General features: G+C 60.7%; 14 protein-coding genes. 4 read left to right on the plus strand and 10 right to left on the minus strand.

All coding sequences use genetic code 11. The annotated features are described in order from the left end of the window. Positions 1-57: 57 nt before the first annotated feature. The 8 genes from SLH47_RS00420 to SLH47_RS00455 all read right to left on the minus strand — a co-directional run bounded on the left by SLH47_RS00420 (position 58) and on the right by SLH47_RS00455 (position 7590). On the minus strand, positions 58-1581 hold the full coding sequence (locus SLH47_RS00420; protein WP_320237310.1) for an ABC transporter ATP-binding protein: 1524 nt from the start codon (positions 1579-1581) through the stop codon (positions 58-60). Next, on the minus strand, positions 1578-2318 hold the full coding sequence (xdhC, locus tag SLH47_RS00425; RefSeq protein WP_320237311.1) for a xanthine dehydrogenase accessory protein XdhC: 741 nt from the start codon (positions 2316-2318) through the stop codon (positions 1578-1580). The genes SLH47_RS00420 and xdhC overlap by 4 nt, the downstream gene beginning before the upstream one ends. Further along, entirely contained in the window at positions 2315-4729 is a 2415-nt protein-coding gene (xdhB, locus tag SLH47_RS00430; protein WP_320237312.1) for a xanthine dehydrogenase molybdopterin binding subunit, read from the minus strand. Before xdhB ends, xdhC begins: the two co-directional genes overlap by 4 nt. Further along, positions 4726-6081: a xanthine dehydrogenase small subunit gene (gene xdhA, locus SLH47_RS00435; protein ID WP_320237967.1), complete on the minus strand. Its 1356-nt coding sequence runs from the start codon at positions 6079-6081 to the stop codon at positions 4726-4728. The genes xdhB and xdhA overlap by 4 nt, the downstream gene beginning before the upstream one ends. A gap of 207 nt (positions 6082-6288) precedes the next feature. Continuing rightward, entirely contained in the window at positions 6289-6435 is a 147-nt protein-coding gene (locus SLH47_RS00440; RefSeq protein WP_320237313.1) for an SRPBCC domain-containing protein, read from the minus strand. Next, positions 6436-6651, minus strand: coding sequence for a hypothetical protein (locus tag SLH47_RS00445; RefSeq protein WP_320237314.1), 216 nt, complete (start codon positions 6649-6651; stop codon positions 6436-6438). It abuts the gene before it with no gap. Between the two features lie 137 nt (positions 6652-6788). Further along, positions 6789-7253, minus strand: coding sequence for an SRPBCC domain-containing protein (locus tag SLH47_RS00450; protein WP_320237315.1), 465 nt, complete (start codon positions 7251-7253; stop codon positions 6789-6791). Between the two features lies 1 nt (position 7254). Continuing rightward, positions 7255-7590: a metalloregulator ArsR/SmtB family transcription factor gene (locus tag SLH47_RS00455; RefSeq protein ID WP_320237316.1), complete on the minus strand. Its 336-nt coding sequence runs from the start codon at positions 7588-7590 to the stop codon at positions 7255-7257. Between the two features lie 176 nt (positions 7591-7766). On the opposite strand from SLH47_RS00455, the gene dnaE reads away from it, so the two are divergent. From dnaE to SLH47_RS00470, 3 genes are all read left to right on the plus strand, one after another. Then, positions 7767-11294, plus strand: a complete 3528-nt coding sequence (gene dnaE / locus SLH47_RS00460) for a DNA polymerase III subunit alpha (protein WP_320237317.1) — start codon at positions 7767-7769, stop codon at positions 11292-11294. Positions 11295-11572: 278 nt separating this feature from the next. Next, on the plus strand, positions 11573-11830 hold the full coding sequence (locus SLH47_RS00465) for a YjhX family toxin (protein ID WP_320237318.1): 258 nt from the start codon (positions 11573-11575) through the stop codon (positions 11828-11830). Between the two features lie 11 nt (positions 11831-11841). Beyond that, entirely contained in the window at positions 11842-12306 is a 465-nt protein-coding gene (locus SLH47_RS00470; protein WP_320237319.1) for a GNAT family N-acetyltransferase, read from the plus strand. A 97-nt stretch (positions 12307-12403) separates the two neighbouring features. On the opposite strand, the gene SLH47_RS00475 is transcribed toward SLH47_RS00470, so the two are convergent. After that, positions 12404-12607, minus strand: coding sequence for a SlyX family protein (locus SLH47_RS00475; RefSeq protein WP_320237320.1), 204 nt, complete (start codon positions 12605-12607; stop codon positions 12404-12406). Between the two features lie 8 nt (positions 12608-12615). After that, the gene (locus tag SLH47_RS00480) at positions 12616-13407 is read right to left on the minus strand and encodes a phenylalanine 4-monooxygenase (RefSeq protein WP_320237321.1); all 792 of its coding nucleotides are present in this window, start codon (positions 13405-13407) and stop codon (positions 12616-12618) included. 107 nt (positions 13408-13514) lie between these two features. On the opposite strand from SLH47_RS00480, the gene SLH47_RS00485 reads away from it, so the two are divergent. Beyond that, positions 13515-13973, plus strand: a complete 459-nt coding sequence (locus tag SLH47_RS00485; RefSeq protein WP_320237322.1) for an Lrp/AsnC family transcriptional regulator — start codon at positions 13515-13517, stop codon at positions 13971-13973. Positions 13974-13997 lie beyond the last annotated feature (24 nt).

Here is a 13997-nt window from a genome sequence, read left to right on the forward strand (position 1 = left end):
CCGGGCGGGGGCTTCACCCCCACCCGCGGCCGGGGGCTGCCCTCAGCACACAACGCATTAACCCTCCACATGCGCCACCTCCATGTCATGGGCACCGCCTAGCATCAGGCCGATATCCTCAACCGTCAGCCCCTTCGCCGGGCGCGGCGGTGACAGGCGGCCTTCGTTCAGCGCTGCGAACCGGTCAGAGATTTCCATCAGTTCGTCGAGGTCCTGACTGATCACGATGACCGCAGCCCCTTTGGCGGCCAGATCGAGAAGCGCCTGCCGGATCGCGGCGGCGGCAGAGGCATCGACCCCCCATGTGGGTTGATTGACCACAAAGACATCCGGGTCTTGCAGGATCTCGCGCCCGATGACGAATTTCTGCAGGTTGCCGCCCGAGAGCGACCTTGCCGCGTTGGCGGGGCCGGGCGTGCGGACATCGAAAGCCTTGATCACACCTTCCGCAAAACCCCGCGCCTTGCCCCAATGCAGAAACCCCCGGCTGGTCAGCTTTTCCCGGGTCATCGCCGTCATGATCGCGTTTTCCGTCAGCGACATATCCGGGGCGGCGGCGTGTCCCATCCGCTCTTCAGGTGCCGCCAAGAGCCCGATCTTGCGGCGTGCATTGGGTGGCATCTGCCCAATGCTCTGACCTTGATAGGTGATCATCGCGGGCGCCACGCGCATCTCGCCCGACAAGGCCGCGACCAGTTCATCCTGCCCGTTGCCCGCCACACCGCCGATGCCTAAAACCTCGCCCTTGCGGACCTCAAGCGAGATGTCTTTGAGCGCCGTGCCAAACCGATGTGGTGCCTTGGCGCTGAGGTTTTGCAGGGTCAGCGCGGTTTCGCCTGCGGGTTTGTCCGACTTCTCCGGCACATGCAGCTTGCTACCCACCATCAGTTCGGCCATGTCGCGGGCCGATGTTGTGCGGGGATCGCAGGTCGCCACCACAGCACCCAGCCGCAGGATCGTGGCATTGTCGCAAAGGGTGCGGATTTCTTCGAGCTTGTGCGAGATGTAAAGGATCGCGGTGCCCTCGGCGCTGAGCTGCCGGAGCGTCTCAAACAGGATCGCCACCTCTTGCGGGGTCAGAACAGAGGTGGGCTCGTCCATGATCAAAAGCTTGGGGTCCTGCAGCAAGCAGCGGATAATCTCGACCCGCTGGCGCTCACCTGCGGAGAGCTCACCAACGATCCGGTCGGGGTCAAGCGGTAGTCCATATTGATCCGATACTTTCCGCACGCGCGCCGCGATTTCGCGTTGGGGTGGCGGGTTTTCCATGCCAAGGGCGATGTTTTCCGCCACATTCAGCGCGTCGAAAAGTGAGAAATGCTGGAACACCATCGCCACCCCGGCCGCGCGGGCGGCGCGCGGTTCCGGCGGCTGGAACGGCTGGCCGTTTAGCAGCATCGATCCACTGTCGGGTTTCACCAGCCCATAGATCGTCTTCACAAGGGTCGACTTGCCCGCACCGTTTTCGCCGAGCAATGCGTGGACCTCGCCCGGCAGAATGTCGAAAGACACATCCTTGTTCGCGACGACGCCCGGATAGGCTTTGGTCAGGCCGGACAGGCGCAGTAACGGTTCACTCATGCAGTACGGTCCTTGGTCCGGCCTTTCTGACCGGCAATCATGCTGGTTGCGACGCCAAGTGCAATGGCCGCGGGATGTTTTCCAAGGGCCGGATCGCCGATCGGACACGCGATGCGCGAGATTTGTGCGGGCGTATGCCCCAATGCGGCGAGGCGCGTTTTGAAGCGGGCCCATTTCGTGGCCGAGCCGATCAGGCCGGCGGTATTGAACTGGTGGCTGAGGATCGCGTGGCAGAGCGCGAGGTCGAGCTCGTGGGAGTAGGTCAGGATCAGGTGTTCGGCATCTTTGGGCGCGTGTTTGACGACCTGAGCCGGGTCTTTTGCAACCAAAGTGGTGATGTCGGTCTCCGGGAACCGGTCGGCAGAGGTGTCCACCCAAGTGATCGCAAAATCGGGCAAGGGGGCCATGACATCCACGATGGCCCGGCCCACATGGCCAGCACCGTAGATCCATAGCGGGCGTTTTGGTGTTTCGGAAAGCTGGTCTGTCCTTTCCCACGATAGCGTCACCGACCCGCCGCAGCATTGTCCGAGTGCGGGGCCAAGCGGAATGGTGCGGGTCAGGTGTTCGCGCCCCTCGGTCAGCATTTTGCGGGCTTCGGCCATTGCCTCCCATTCCAGTGTGCCGCCGCCGATGGTGCCTTTGGAGCGGTCAGTAAAGACCAGCATCTGCGTACCCGCCTCGCGCGGGACGGAGCCCGCGGTTTTGGTCACGGTGATGCGGATGCAGTCAGTCATCCGCGCGCCCTGTGCACGGCATTCAGGACCTCTTCAGCAGTCGCAGGGGCCTGCAGGTCGGGGTAGTTGGGCCCGCAGGCGCTGACTGCATCGGAGAGAGCGAGGAACGCCGATATGCCCAGCATAAAGGGTGGCTCACCCACGGCCTTGGAGCGATAGATCGTTTGTGCCGGGTTGGGCGCGTCCCAGAGTGCGACATTGAAGATGTCCGGCCGGTCAGAGCAGGCCGGGATCTTGTAAGTCGACGGCGCATGGGTGCGCAGGCGGCCTGTTTTGTCCCAAACTAACTCCTCGGTTGTCAGCCAGCCCGCGCCTTGCACATAGCCGCCTTCGATCTGGCCGATGTCGATCGCCGGGTTCAGGGATGCGCCCGCATCGTGCAGGATATCGGTGCGCAGGATGCGGTTTTCGCCGGTCAGCGTGTCGATGACCACTTCGGTCACAGCTGCACCTTGGGCAAAATAGAAAAACGGCGTGCCTTCGCCCTTGACCCGGTCCCATTGCAGGCCGGGGGTCTTGTAAAAGCCCGTTGCCGAAAGGCTGACACGGTTCTGATAGGTGGTGGCTGCAGCCTCGGCGAATGTGATCTGCTCCGTGCCGATATGGACGTGGCCATCTTCGAAACGGATGTTCTCGGTCTTTGTTTGATGCAGTTCTGCGAGGCACGTGGCGATCCGGTCGCGGATGATGTCGCAGGCATTGGCCACAGCCATCCCGTTCAGATCGGACCCCGACGATGCGGCGGTGGCGGAGGTGTTGGGCACCTTACCCGTATCAGTGGCAGTGATCTTGACCTGAGAGACGTCGATGCCGAAGCGATGCGCGGCGACCTGCGCCACCTTCTGGAAGAGGCCTTGCCCCATCTCGGTCCCGCCGTGGTTCATATGGACCGAGCCATCCTGATAGACATGCACTAGCGCACCCGCCTGATTAAGATGGGTGAGGGTGAAGGAAATCCCGAATTTCACCGGGCTGAAGGCGATGCCTTTTTTGAGGATCGGTTGCTCGCCGTTCCAGTCGGTGACGGCCTTGCGCCGGTTGGCGTAGTCCGACCGCTTCAGCAGATCTTCGGTCATCTCATGCAGGATGAAATCGGTGACCGGCATTTTGTAGGGGGTGATCTGCGGGGGTGGATCAAGATCCACCTTACGATCCGGCTCTGTCGCGCCAGAAAGCGGATCGGACGCGTCGCTCGCATAGTCCTTCTTTTGGCCAGAAATATCCTCGGGGGGGCGCGCAGCGCGGGGGGCAGACAGCCCCCCTCCGCCCATCGCCGCGTAGTAATTCCGCTGCCGCAAGACTACCGGGTCCAGCCCCAGTGTCGCAGCGATATGATCCATCACCCTCTCGATCCCCAGCACGCCTTGCGGCCCGCCGAAGCCGCGAAAGGCAGTGGCGGATTGGGTGTTGGTCTTGAGCCGGTGCGAGGTGATCCGGGCGGCAGGCAGGTGATAGGCGTTGTCCGCATGCAGCATGGCCCTGTCTGCAACGGGCAGGGACAAGTCTTGAGCCCAGCCGCAGCGGGTGATCTGCGTGAAATCAACGCCGAGCAGGTGGCCCTGATCGTCAAATCCCACCACATAATCGATCCTGAAATCATGCCGCTTGCCGGTGATCATCATGTCATCGTCGCGGTCATAGCGCATCTTGCAGGGGCGGCCCGTCGCGCGGGCGGCGACGGCGCAAGCCACCGCCAGTGCATTGCCCTGGCTTTCCTTGCCCCCGAACCCGCCACCCATACGCCGGATCTCACAACGCACCGCATGCATCGGCATCCCCAAAGCGTCCGCCACCTTATGCTGGATCTCGGTGGGATGCTGGGTGGAGCTATGAACGACCATATCTCCGCCTTCTTGAGGCAGTGCGAGTGCGGCCTGCCCTTCCAGATAAAAGTGCTCCTGCCCGCCCATATTGATCGTGCCTTCGATCCGGTGCGGGGCAGTGGACAATGCCTGATCAACATCGCCTTTTGCCCAGATGCGGGGACCCTCTTCAAAACGGCTGTCGGCCGCCAATGCCTCTTCGATGGTCAGGATTGGGGTTTCTTCGGCGTAGGTGATCTTGGCCAGACGAACTGCCTTGCGGGCCTGCAGATGTGTTTCGGCCACTACAACAAAGACCGGTTGGCCGAGATAATGGATCGTGCCATCCGACAAAAGCGGCTCATCATGGATCGAAGGCGAGACGTCGTTGGCGAAGGGCAGATCATCTGCGGTCAGAACGGCGACGACACCTGGGGCGCTCTTCACCTCCGCGAGGTTCATCGTGGTGATACGTCCCTTGGCAACCTCCGACATGCCGAAGGCGAGGTGTAGCGTATTTGATGGCGTCGGCAGGTCATCGACGTATCGTGCGGCACCGGTCACATGTAGACGGGCCGCATCATGGGGCAGGGGCTTGGCGACGCTCATGAGGTGACCTCAAGCACATTCGTCGCCTGACCGGACAAATCGGCGAAGTAGCGGTGCAGCAGGTTTTGCGCTGTGGTTAGACGGTAATCGGCTGAGGCCCGCATGTCGGAAAGTGGGGTGTAATCCTTGGCAAACCTGTCAGCGGCCTGCCTTATCGTTTCGATCGTCCATGCTTGGCCAATCAAGGCCGCCTCGACCGCTTGCGCCCGATGTGGGATGCCTGCCATGCCGCCAAACGCGATCCGGGCGGTCTGTACGATCCCCTCAGCGATGGTGACATTGAAACAGCCGCAGAGTGCTGAGATATCCTGATCGAACCGCTTGGAGATTTTGTAGCAACGTAGGGCAGGGGCGGAGTTTGGCAGCGTCACGCCCGTCACCAACTCGCCCGGCGCGCGGTCCTGTTTGCCGTAGTCAATAAAGAAATCCTCTATTGGAATATCGCGGGTCACATCGCCCTTGCGTAGGTGCAGAGTTGCTTCCAATGCAATTAACGCCGGAGGATTATCCCCAATCGGCGAGCCATTGGCGATATTGCCGCCAATCGTGGCCGCGTTGCGCACCTGTTCAGAACCGTAGCGGCGGATCAGTTCGGCGTAGGACGGGTGGTACTCTCGTATGACGGTCAAGGCTTCAGTCATTGTGACGGCTGCACCGATATGCAGGTCTTGATCGCCAATATCGATCTGGCGCAGTTCGGCGCAACGGTTGAGAAAGGCAACCTTACGCAGATCCCGCAATTGCTTGGTCACCCAAAGGCCGACATCCGTGGCCCCGGCGATGAGTGTGGCATCGGGGATGGCTGCATACCAGGCGGCCAGTTGATCGAGGCTCTCCGGCGCGTAGGGCTGCGGTGTTACTTTGGGGGTGTCGTGGGCCATCCAGTCCGGCACTGGTACCGTCTCGACCGCCTTAGCGGCCCGGATGATTGGCGCATAGCCTGTGCAGCGGCAAAGATTGCCAGCCAGCACATCGTCATGATCGGTGCGGCCATTCAAGTGACCTGCCGCCATGGAGGCGACAAAGCCCGGCGTGCAAAAGCCGCATTGCGACCCGTGATGCGTGACCATCGCTTCTTGCACCGGGTGCAATTGACCTTCCGGCCCGCTGATCCCCTCAACCGTGCGAACGGCCTTCCCGTGCAGTTGCGGCAGGAAGAGGATGCAGGCGTTCAGGGCCTTCGTGCCTTGGTCGTCGCTGACAATGACCGTGCAGGCTCCGCAATCCCCTTCGTTACAGCCCTCCTTGGTGCCGCATAAGCCACGGTCCTCGCGGAGCCAGTCGAGCAGGGTGCGCGTTGGCGCGCTCTCCAACTCCACAGTTTCCCCATTCAGAAGAAACGTCACATCCATGATGTAAACCTGCCGCCTTACCGATGTGATGTGGGCTTTGGCCAGTGTCGATGCGGCGTAGACAGAGGCCCCCTTTTTCAAGCTGACATGAAAACGAGGGGCAAGCGGTTTTGCAAGGGGTTTTGAGGTTCGCCGATGCCGCGCCCTATCCGGCGCATAGTGTTTGGGCGTCGCAGGGTGGGATGGATACCTACTCCACTGGTCAGCTCACAGCGACGCCGCCAGATCGCCTAACTGATCTGCCGCTGTACCCCAGCCATCATGAAAGCCCATTTCTTCATGTTTGGCGCGGTCTGCATCATTCACGTGGCGGACGGTCACCACATATTGGCAGCCGCCGCCCCGCGCGGTCATCTAGATATCTGCGCTGAAGCCGAACACGCCGGCCTCGGCGTCGATCGTGGCTGGGGAAAAATCGCGCAGGAGGCAGTTTGTCCAACTGAACCGTATGCCTGGATCGGCGATCAGGATACAGCCGTGGCCAGGCATGTCCCCATAGTCCTGTACATGTATAGCGGTGTAGAACCGCCCGCCGGGATGCGGTTCAATGATCGCCTCGATGGTTTCCACCGGTTCCGGAGCGAACCACTGCTTAAAGAGCTCGGTTCCGTCAGGCAGCGATAGACCGCATCGGGGCTTGCATCAAATTCCCAGGTCAGAACGAGGTTATGGGACATGGTATTGTGCTTTCCGGTTGGAGGGCTCTGTCAGGCATCTGCCGTCATAACGGCCACAAGCCGCTGCAGATTGTCCAAGCCGCCATCCCATCCCTGACGGAACTCCTGCAGTGTCTCAGGACCTGAGAAGGATGAGACCGCGACCGTGACGGCCAATGCCGTGCCGCTTTCGGCCGTCGACAAGCTATAGGTGACAAGGCTGGTGCAAATCGCCTCACCACCGATGATGAGCGTTTCGGTAAAGACGGCCCGCTCAGGGGCGGTCAAATCATACCACCGTGTTTCCACCTCGAATTCGGGGGCGTCGGCAGGCCCGCATCTGTGGCGGTCCACACCGCCCACGCGCAGGTCGGCGGTATCAACAATCAGCACTGTGTCGGCATCCGGTCCCCCCCATTTCTCGCGGTGTTTCGGGTCGGTCATGACCTCCCACAAGCGTGCCGGTGGCAACGGCAAATCCCGGTGCAAATCAAATGATGTTGTATCCAGTCCCATGTCAGTCTCCTTTTTCATTCTCTGAAATCTGTCGGGCGAGCGCATCCAGCCGGTCCAATCGGCTTTCCCAGATCTCGCGCTGCCAGGCGAGCCAGCCCTGCGCCTCAATCAGAGGTGCGGCTTCGATATGGCAGGTGCGCACGCGGCCCTTTTTGATGGACCGGACGATGCCGGTATCCTCAAGCACCTTGAGGTGCCGCATGAAGGTGGGCAGCGCCATTTTATGCGGTGCGTGCAATTCACTGACGCTGGCAGGCCCGGATGCGAGCCTTTCAATGACCGCGCGGCGGGTCGGGTCGGCCATGGCGCTAAAGAAGGAATCAAGTTGGTTAGTCATGTGGCTAAGTATTGCGACTTGGGGTGCTGCTTGTCAAGACAGTTAGTCATCTCGCTTACTTTTGTGCGGAGCCAAATCCTTTGCGAGGATTTGTGTCCAGACTTTCTGCGAAAGTCTGACAGCACCAGACCTGCGCCGCCGCTTGTACATGGGCCACCATGCGCTAGGGTCGCTGCATGAGCACTGAGCCCCGATTCATTCACCTTCGCACCCATACCGAATACTCCCTGCTCGAAGGGGCCATTCCGGTGAAGAAACTGCCCGGTTTGGCGGCCAGCATGGACATGCCCGCAGTCGCTGTAACCGACACGAACAACATGTTCTGTGCGCTGGAGTTCTCTGAAGGGGCGGCGAATGCCGGGGTGCAGCCGATCATCGGATGTCAGGTGGATATCACCTATCTTGCGACCGAACCCGGCAAGCGGCCCGAAGACCCCGCACCCATCGTCCTGCTCGCACAGAACGAAACCGGCTACATGAACCTGATGAAGCTGAATTCTTGCGCCTATCTGGATGCGGATGGACAGCTGCCGCAGGTCACGGTTGATGAACTGGCTGCGTATCACGACGGTCTGATCTGCCTGACCGGCGGTCCTGACGGTCCCGTGGGGCGGCTCTTGCGGCAGGGTCAACGCCCAAAGGCCGAGGCGTTGATGGATGAGTTGGCGGCAATCTATCCCGGCAGGCTCTATGTCGAACTGCAGCGTCACCCGGGCGATGGCGCGCCGGAAGCGGAGCGGCTTTCCGAACGCGGCCATATCGAGATGGCCTACGCGAAAGGCCTGCCGCTGGTGGCCACGAATGACGCCTACTTCCCCAAGACCGATCTTTACGAGGCGCATGACGCGCTGATCTGCATTGCCGACGGCGCTTACGTTGACCAACAAGAACCGCGCCGCCGCCTGACCCCGCAGCATTACTTTAAAAGCCCGCAGGAAATGGCGACACTCTTTGCCGATCTGCCAGAGGCCATTGAAAACACAGTTGAAATCGCGAAACGCTGTGCTTTCAAAGCCTATAAACGCGACCCGATCCTGCCGAAATTCGCCGACGACGAGGTCGCCGAACTTCGTCGTCAGGCCGAAGCGGGACTCAAGGATCGTCTGGCCGTCATCCCCCATGCCGCCCCGGTCGGAGACTACGAAAAACGCCTCGATTTCGAGCTTGGGATCATCGAAGGGATGGGCTTTCCGGGCTATTTCCTGATCGTGGCGGACTTCATCAAATGGGCCAAGGATCACGATATTCCCGTCGGGCCAGGGCGTGGGTCCGGTGCGGGATCGCTCGTCGCCTACGCGCTCCTGATCACCGACCTCGACCCGCTGCGCTATTCGCTGCTGTTCGAGCGGTTTCTGAACCCCGAACGCGTTTCCATGCCTGATTTCGACATCGATTTCTGCATGGACCGGCGTGAAGAGGTGATCCGCTACGTGCAAGAGAAATACGGGCGCGACAAGGTGGGCCAGATCATCACCTTCGGTGCGCTGCTTTCCAAGGCCGCCGTGCGCGATGTGGGTCGGGTCTTGCAGATGCCTTACGGGCAGGTCGACCGGCTGTCCAAGATGATCCCTGTCGAAGGTGTCAAACCTGTCAGTATCGAAAAGGCGCTGGCTGATGAGCCGCGCCTGCGCGAGGAGATCAAGGAAACCGAGCAGGATATCCGCGACGGCAACCGCAACCCTGCCGCGCGTCTGATGGAATACGCACAGCAGATTGAGGGGCTGTTGCGTAATGCTTCGACCCATGCCGCTGGTGTGGTAATTGGCGACAGGCCGCTGGATGAGCTGGTGCCGCTCTATCAGGACCCGCGCTCTGACATGCCCGCGACCCAGTTCAACATGAAATGGGTGGAACAGGCGGGACTGGTGAAGTTCGACTTTCTGGGTCTGAAAACCCTGACCGTGATCCAGAATGCCGTGGAACTCATCCAGCGCGCCGGGCGTCCACTGAACATCGCGGCGGATGGGACGAAACTCTACGACGCGCCGGAAGGGTTTGAATACGACATCGGGGCCATCCCGCTGGATGACGAAAAATCCTACGCGCTCTATTCCAGTGCCAAGACGATCGCCGTGTTCCAGGTGGAAAGCTCGGGGATGATGGATGCGCTGAAGCGCATGAAGCCCACTTGTATCGAGGATATCGTGGCGCTTGTGGCGCTTTATCGGCCCGGTCCTATGGAGAACATCCCGAAGTTCTGCGAGGTCAAGAACGGTCTCAGCGAGCGCGACATGCTGCACCCGCTGGTCGATCACATTCTCGACGAGACGCAGGGCATCATCGTCTACCAGGAACAGGTGATGCAGATCGCGCAGGAAATGGCGGGCTACTCGCTTGGCGGCGCCGACATGCTGCGCCGCGCGATGGGCAAAAAGATCAAAGAGGCGATGGACGCCGAACGCCCGAAATTCGAGGCGGGGGCAAAGAAGAACGGGGTGGATGCCAAGAAGGCCCGCGAGGTTTTCGACCTTCTGGAGAAATTCGCCAATTACGGCTTCAACAAGTCTCACGCGGCGGCCTATGCGGTGGTCAGCTACCAGACGGCCTGGCTGAAGGCGAACCATCCTGTCGAGTTCATGGCGGGTGTGATGAACTGCGATATCCACCTGACCGACAAGCTGGGCGTCTATTTCCAGGAGGTCAAAAAGGGCCTCGGCCTCGATTATGTGCCACCTTGCGTGAACCGGTCGATGGCGACCTTTGATGTCCACGATGGCAAGCTGGTTTATGCGCTGGGCGCGCTAAAGAATGTCGGCGTTGAGGCGATGAAGCTGATCGTGGACGGACGTGGCGACCGCGAGTTCGTGAACCTCTTCGATCTGGCCCGCCGCGTTGACCTCAAGCGCGTGGGCAAGCGCCCGCTTGAGATGTTGGCCCGCGCAGGTGCCTTCGATGTGCTTGACCCGAACCGGCGGCGCGTGTTCAACAGCCTCGACGCGCTCACGGCATATTCCGGCGCGATCCACGACCAGAAATCCTCCAACCAGGTCTCGCTTTTCGGTGATGCGGGTGAGGATCTGCCCGAACCTCGGCTGATGGGTGGTGATGACTGGCTGCCCGCTGAACGGCTGGCCGAAGAGTTCAAGGCGATTGGTTTTTATCTCTCCGGTCATCCGCTGGACGATTATATGGGTCCGCTGAAACGCAAGCAGGTGATGACCTTGGACGAGGTGACGGCACGGGCCGAAAAGGGCGCGGCCATTGTCAAGATGGCAGGCACGGTCAGCGGGCGGCAGGAACGCAAATCGGCGCGCGGCAACCGGTTCGCCTTCGTGCAACTCTCTGACCCGACCGGGCAGTACGAGGTCACGATGTTCTCGGACACGCTGGAGACCGCGCGCGACTTCCTCGATACCGGCGCGCAGATCGTGCTGACCTGTGAGGCCACGCTGGAGGCGGATCAGCTGAAACTGCTCGGCCGGTCCGTGTCGCCCATCGACGCGATTGTGGCCGATGCGGGCGGGGCGGGCCTGCGCGTCTTCATCGACGGGCCGGAGGCGATCCCCTCAGTCGCAAGCATCCTGCAGAACGCCGCGAACGACAGCAAAGTCCGTGCGAGCCGTGGCCCGATATATTTCTGCCTGATGGGGGATGATTTGCCCGGCGAGGTGGAGCTCGACCTCGGCGATGACTTCCCGGTGAACCCGCAGATCAAAGGCGCCTTGCGCAGCTTGGGCGGCGTGATCGAGGTCGAGGATGCCTGATCTTTAGGGATCGTAGTCGACATCTGATTGGTCGCCAACGCGGCACTAAGGAGTAATCGGCGATCATGCCGCTCCGCCTAGGTGCATGCTGGCTTGCCCAAGTACGCTCAAGACGTTAAACGATGTTCACGGTCGGAGATACCCCCACCGATGGAGTTTTTATGTCTACAATTGTGGTTCGCCACTAGGGTCCACAACCTCGGACCAACCTGAACCAAAGGCCTTCCGCGCGCGATGCCGGAAGCCTGTCCGTCTGACGTAATCTCACGAGAAATCCATTGAATATCTCAAAACACGAACAGCGTGTTTTGCATGTCTTAGCGCAGGGTGGCGCGATCCACTTTGAGCGGATGACCAACGGCAAAATACGCGATGTCTCCTGTTTCACGCGGGACGGGCAAGTGCTGTCTGACTGCTCGCTGAAACTCTTCGAACGCCTGAAAAAGCGGCGCTTCATCAAATCCGTCAACGGACATCCCTACCGCATCACGAGGCTGGGGATCCGCTCCGTGAACCCACAATACGACAACCGATAAGGTATGTGAAAATGACAAAACCAATCATCAAGACCACAACAGCCGAGGACATTCCCGCGTTGCAAGAGGTGCTGGACAAAACCGGGCTGTTCCCCAGTGACATGTTGCCCGACATGCTGGCACCGGCGCTTGCAGGCGAGACGGAGTCGTTCTGGCTCACCTGCTTCGTCGACGGGAGAGCGATTGGGCTCTGCTACACAATCCCCGAAGAATTCGCACCCGGCACATGGAACATGCTGGCCTTGGCGGTGCATCCTGATCTGCAAGGCAGGCGAGTGGGAACAGCCCTCGTCTCCGCTGTTGAGCAACACCTGATCGCGCAGCAGCAACGTATCCTCATTGTGGATACGTCAGGCACCGAGGCATTCGCGCGCACCCGGCAATTCTATGCGCAGGCAGGCTACGAGGAAGAGGCGCGTATCCGCGACTTCTGGGCGGAGGGTGACGACAAGGTCACCTTCCGAAAGGCGCTCTGACCGCGCGATGCCTTTCGCCGCTTTCGTGGCGGAAGGCATGGCCTCCGGATATCTGTCGTTTCTGCTGCGAAGGCCGCTCTTGCCGAGACAGAAGCACCTACCAATGCGGTGGCCGTTGATCCGCCAAGGGCACGGTGCCGCCCGTGTCTAACTCGCGCTGCGCCTCGCGTTCCATCAGCATCGCGATCCGGCGCGTGGCGAGCGCCAGCTCCGTCTCTTGCCGGGCGACGATGTCTGATAGTTCCTCGACCGTGCGGGTCAGGTGGGCGATTTGTTCTTCCAGTGCGGTGGTGTCGGCCATGCTGCGTTTTAGCTGGCTTCCTTGGCTGGAAAAAGGGCGGGCAGGTCGCCCATCGCCTTGGCCTGATAGATCAGCGCGCCGAAGTCGGCCTCCAACAGCCCGGCCAACTGATCGAAGCTTTCGATCACGAAATAGGTCGGCTGCACGATGTCGATCCGGTAGGGGGTGCGGAACACAGTTTGCAGGTCGAAATCCTGCATGAGCGCGTCGCCTGACATCGCATGCCCGGCTTCGGCGGGGGACGACACGATCCCCGCCCCATAGGCGCGCAGGCCCTCTGGCGTGCGGATCATCCCGAACTCGACCGTGAACCAGAACAGCCGAAACATGTGCCAGCTATAGCCCATGCCGAGCGCCTTGGCCCGGTGCCCGAACCCTTCGATGAAATCGCAATAGGCGTCATTCGTCAGCATCGGGCAATGGCCGAACACCTCGTGAAACAGGTCCGGCTCTTCGATGTAATCCATATGTTCGCGGCGGCGGAGGAAGGTGGCGACGGGGAACTTCCGCTGGCTCAGCAGGTCGTAGAATTGCGACGGCGGGATGATCGCGGGCACACCATGCGCCCCGGCCCCGGTCAGCGCGTGCAGGCGCGCGTCGATCTCCTTCACCTGCGGCGTCTTGCTCGCGCTCAGCCCAAGCTTGGTGACGCCGTCCAGATATTCAGGCGCCACCTTGCCGGGGAGGAAATCCATCTGCCGTGTGAAGAGCTCGCCCCAGACCGCATCATCATCTGCCGTGTAAGGGAAATACCCGGTCTCATCCGGCAGCAGCGAAGCATAGGTCGTATCTTTGGGCATGGCGCAAACTCCTTTTGTTCAGCTTGCACCGGATTGGCGGGAAAATCCTGTCAATCTGATCGGTTGGAGGCTAGAATTGGTTTGATCAAACCAAATATGGACAAAAAGTGAAATTTTCTGATCAGGAACAAACCCTGCTCCGCATCCTGCAGGGCAATGCGGCCCTCTCGCTCGCTGAACTGGCGGAGCAATCCGGCATGGCCACCTCAACCGTCTGGCGCAAGGTGCAGGAGTTCGAGAATATCGGCCTCCTGAAAGGCCGCGTCGCGCTCCTTGACCCCGCCAAGGCCGATGCCCGGCTCTGCGTCTTTGCCACCGTCAGGCTCGCCGACCATGCAGAGGCCTCCATCGCCGGTTTCGCCACCATCATCCGCAGCCATCCCGAAATCATGGAGGCGCATGCCATTTCCGGCACCGCCGACTACATCCTGAAAATCCGCTGCAAGGATGTCGAAGCCTATGAGGCCTTCATGACCCACACGCTCCTCCGCTCGCCTCTTGTCAAATCTGTCGTGTCGTCTTTCAGCCTGAAAGAGCTGAAATACACGACCGCATTGCCCCTGTGACAATGCCGCGCTAAACGGCGCACG

Origin of the sequence: Cognatiyoonia sp. IB215182 (assembly GCF_033963905.1) — a bacterium.
In the GTDB taxonomy this organism is placed as follows: domain Bacteria; phylum Pseudomonadota; class Alphaproteobacteria; order Rhodobacterales; family Rhodobacteraceae; genus Yoonia.

What these genes read in the sequence shown, in the direction of transcription:
- SLH47_RS00420 (WP_320237310.1), bottom strand. Translation starts at nt 1,581, where the DNA reads ATGAGTGAACCGTTACTGCGCCTGTCCGGCCTGACCAAAGCCTATCCG.
- xdhC (WP_320237311.1), bottom strand. Translation starts at nt 2,318, where the DNA reads ATGACTGACTGCATCCGCATCACCGTGACCAAAACCGCGGGCTCCGTC.
- xdhB (WP_320237312.1), bottom strand. Translation starts at nt 4,729, where the DNA reads ATGAGCGTCGCCAAGCCCCTGCCCCATGATGCGGCCCGTCTACATGTG.
- xdhA (WP_320237967.1), bottom strand. Translation starts at nt 6,081, where the DNA reads ATGGATGTGACGTTTCTTCTGAATGGGGAAACTGTGGAGTTGGAGAGC.
- SLH47_RS00440 (WP_320237313.1), bottom strand. Translation starts at nt 6,435, where the DNA reads ATGACCGCGCGGGGCGGCGGCTGCCAATATGTGGTGACCGTCCGCCAC.
- SLH47_RS00450 (WP_320237315.1), bottom strand. Translation starts at nt 7,253, where the DNA reads ATGGGACTGGATACAACATCATTTGATTTGCACCGGGATTTGCCGTTG.
- SLH47_RS00455 (WP_320237316.1), bottom strand. Translation starts at nt 7,590, where the DNA reads ATGACTAACCAACTTGATTCCTTCTTTAGCGCCATGGCCGACCCGACC.
- dnaE (WP_320237317.1), top strand. Translation starts at nt 7,767, where the DNA reads ATGAGCACTGAGCCCCGATTCATTCACCTTCGCACCCATACCGAATAC.
- SLH47_RS00470 (WP_320237319.1), top strand. Translation starts at nt 11,842, where the DNA reads ATGACAAAACCAATCATCAAGACCACAACAGCCGAGGACATTCCCGCG.
- SLH47_RS00475 (WP_320237320.1), bottom strand. Translation starts at nt 12,607, where the DNA reads ATGGCCGACACCACCGCACTGGAAGAACAAATCGCCCACCTGACCCGC.
- SLH47_RS00480 (WP_320237321.1), bottom strand. Translation starts at nt 13,407, where the DNA reads ATGCCCAAAGATACGACCTATGCTTCGCTGCTGCCGGATGAGACCGGG.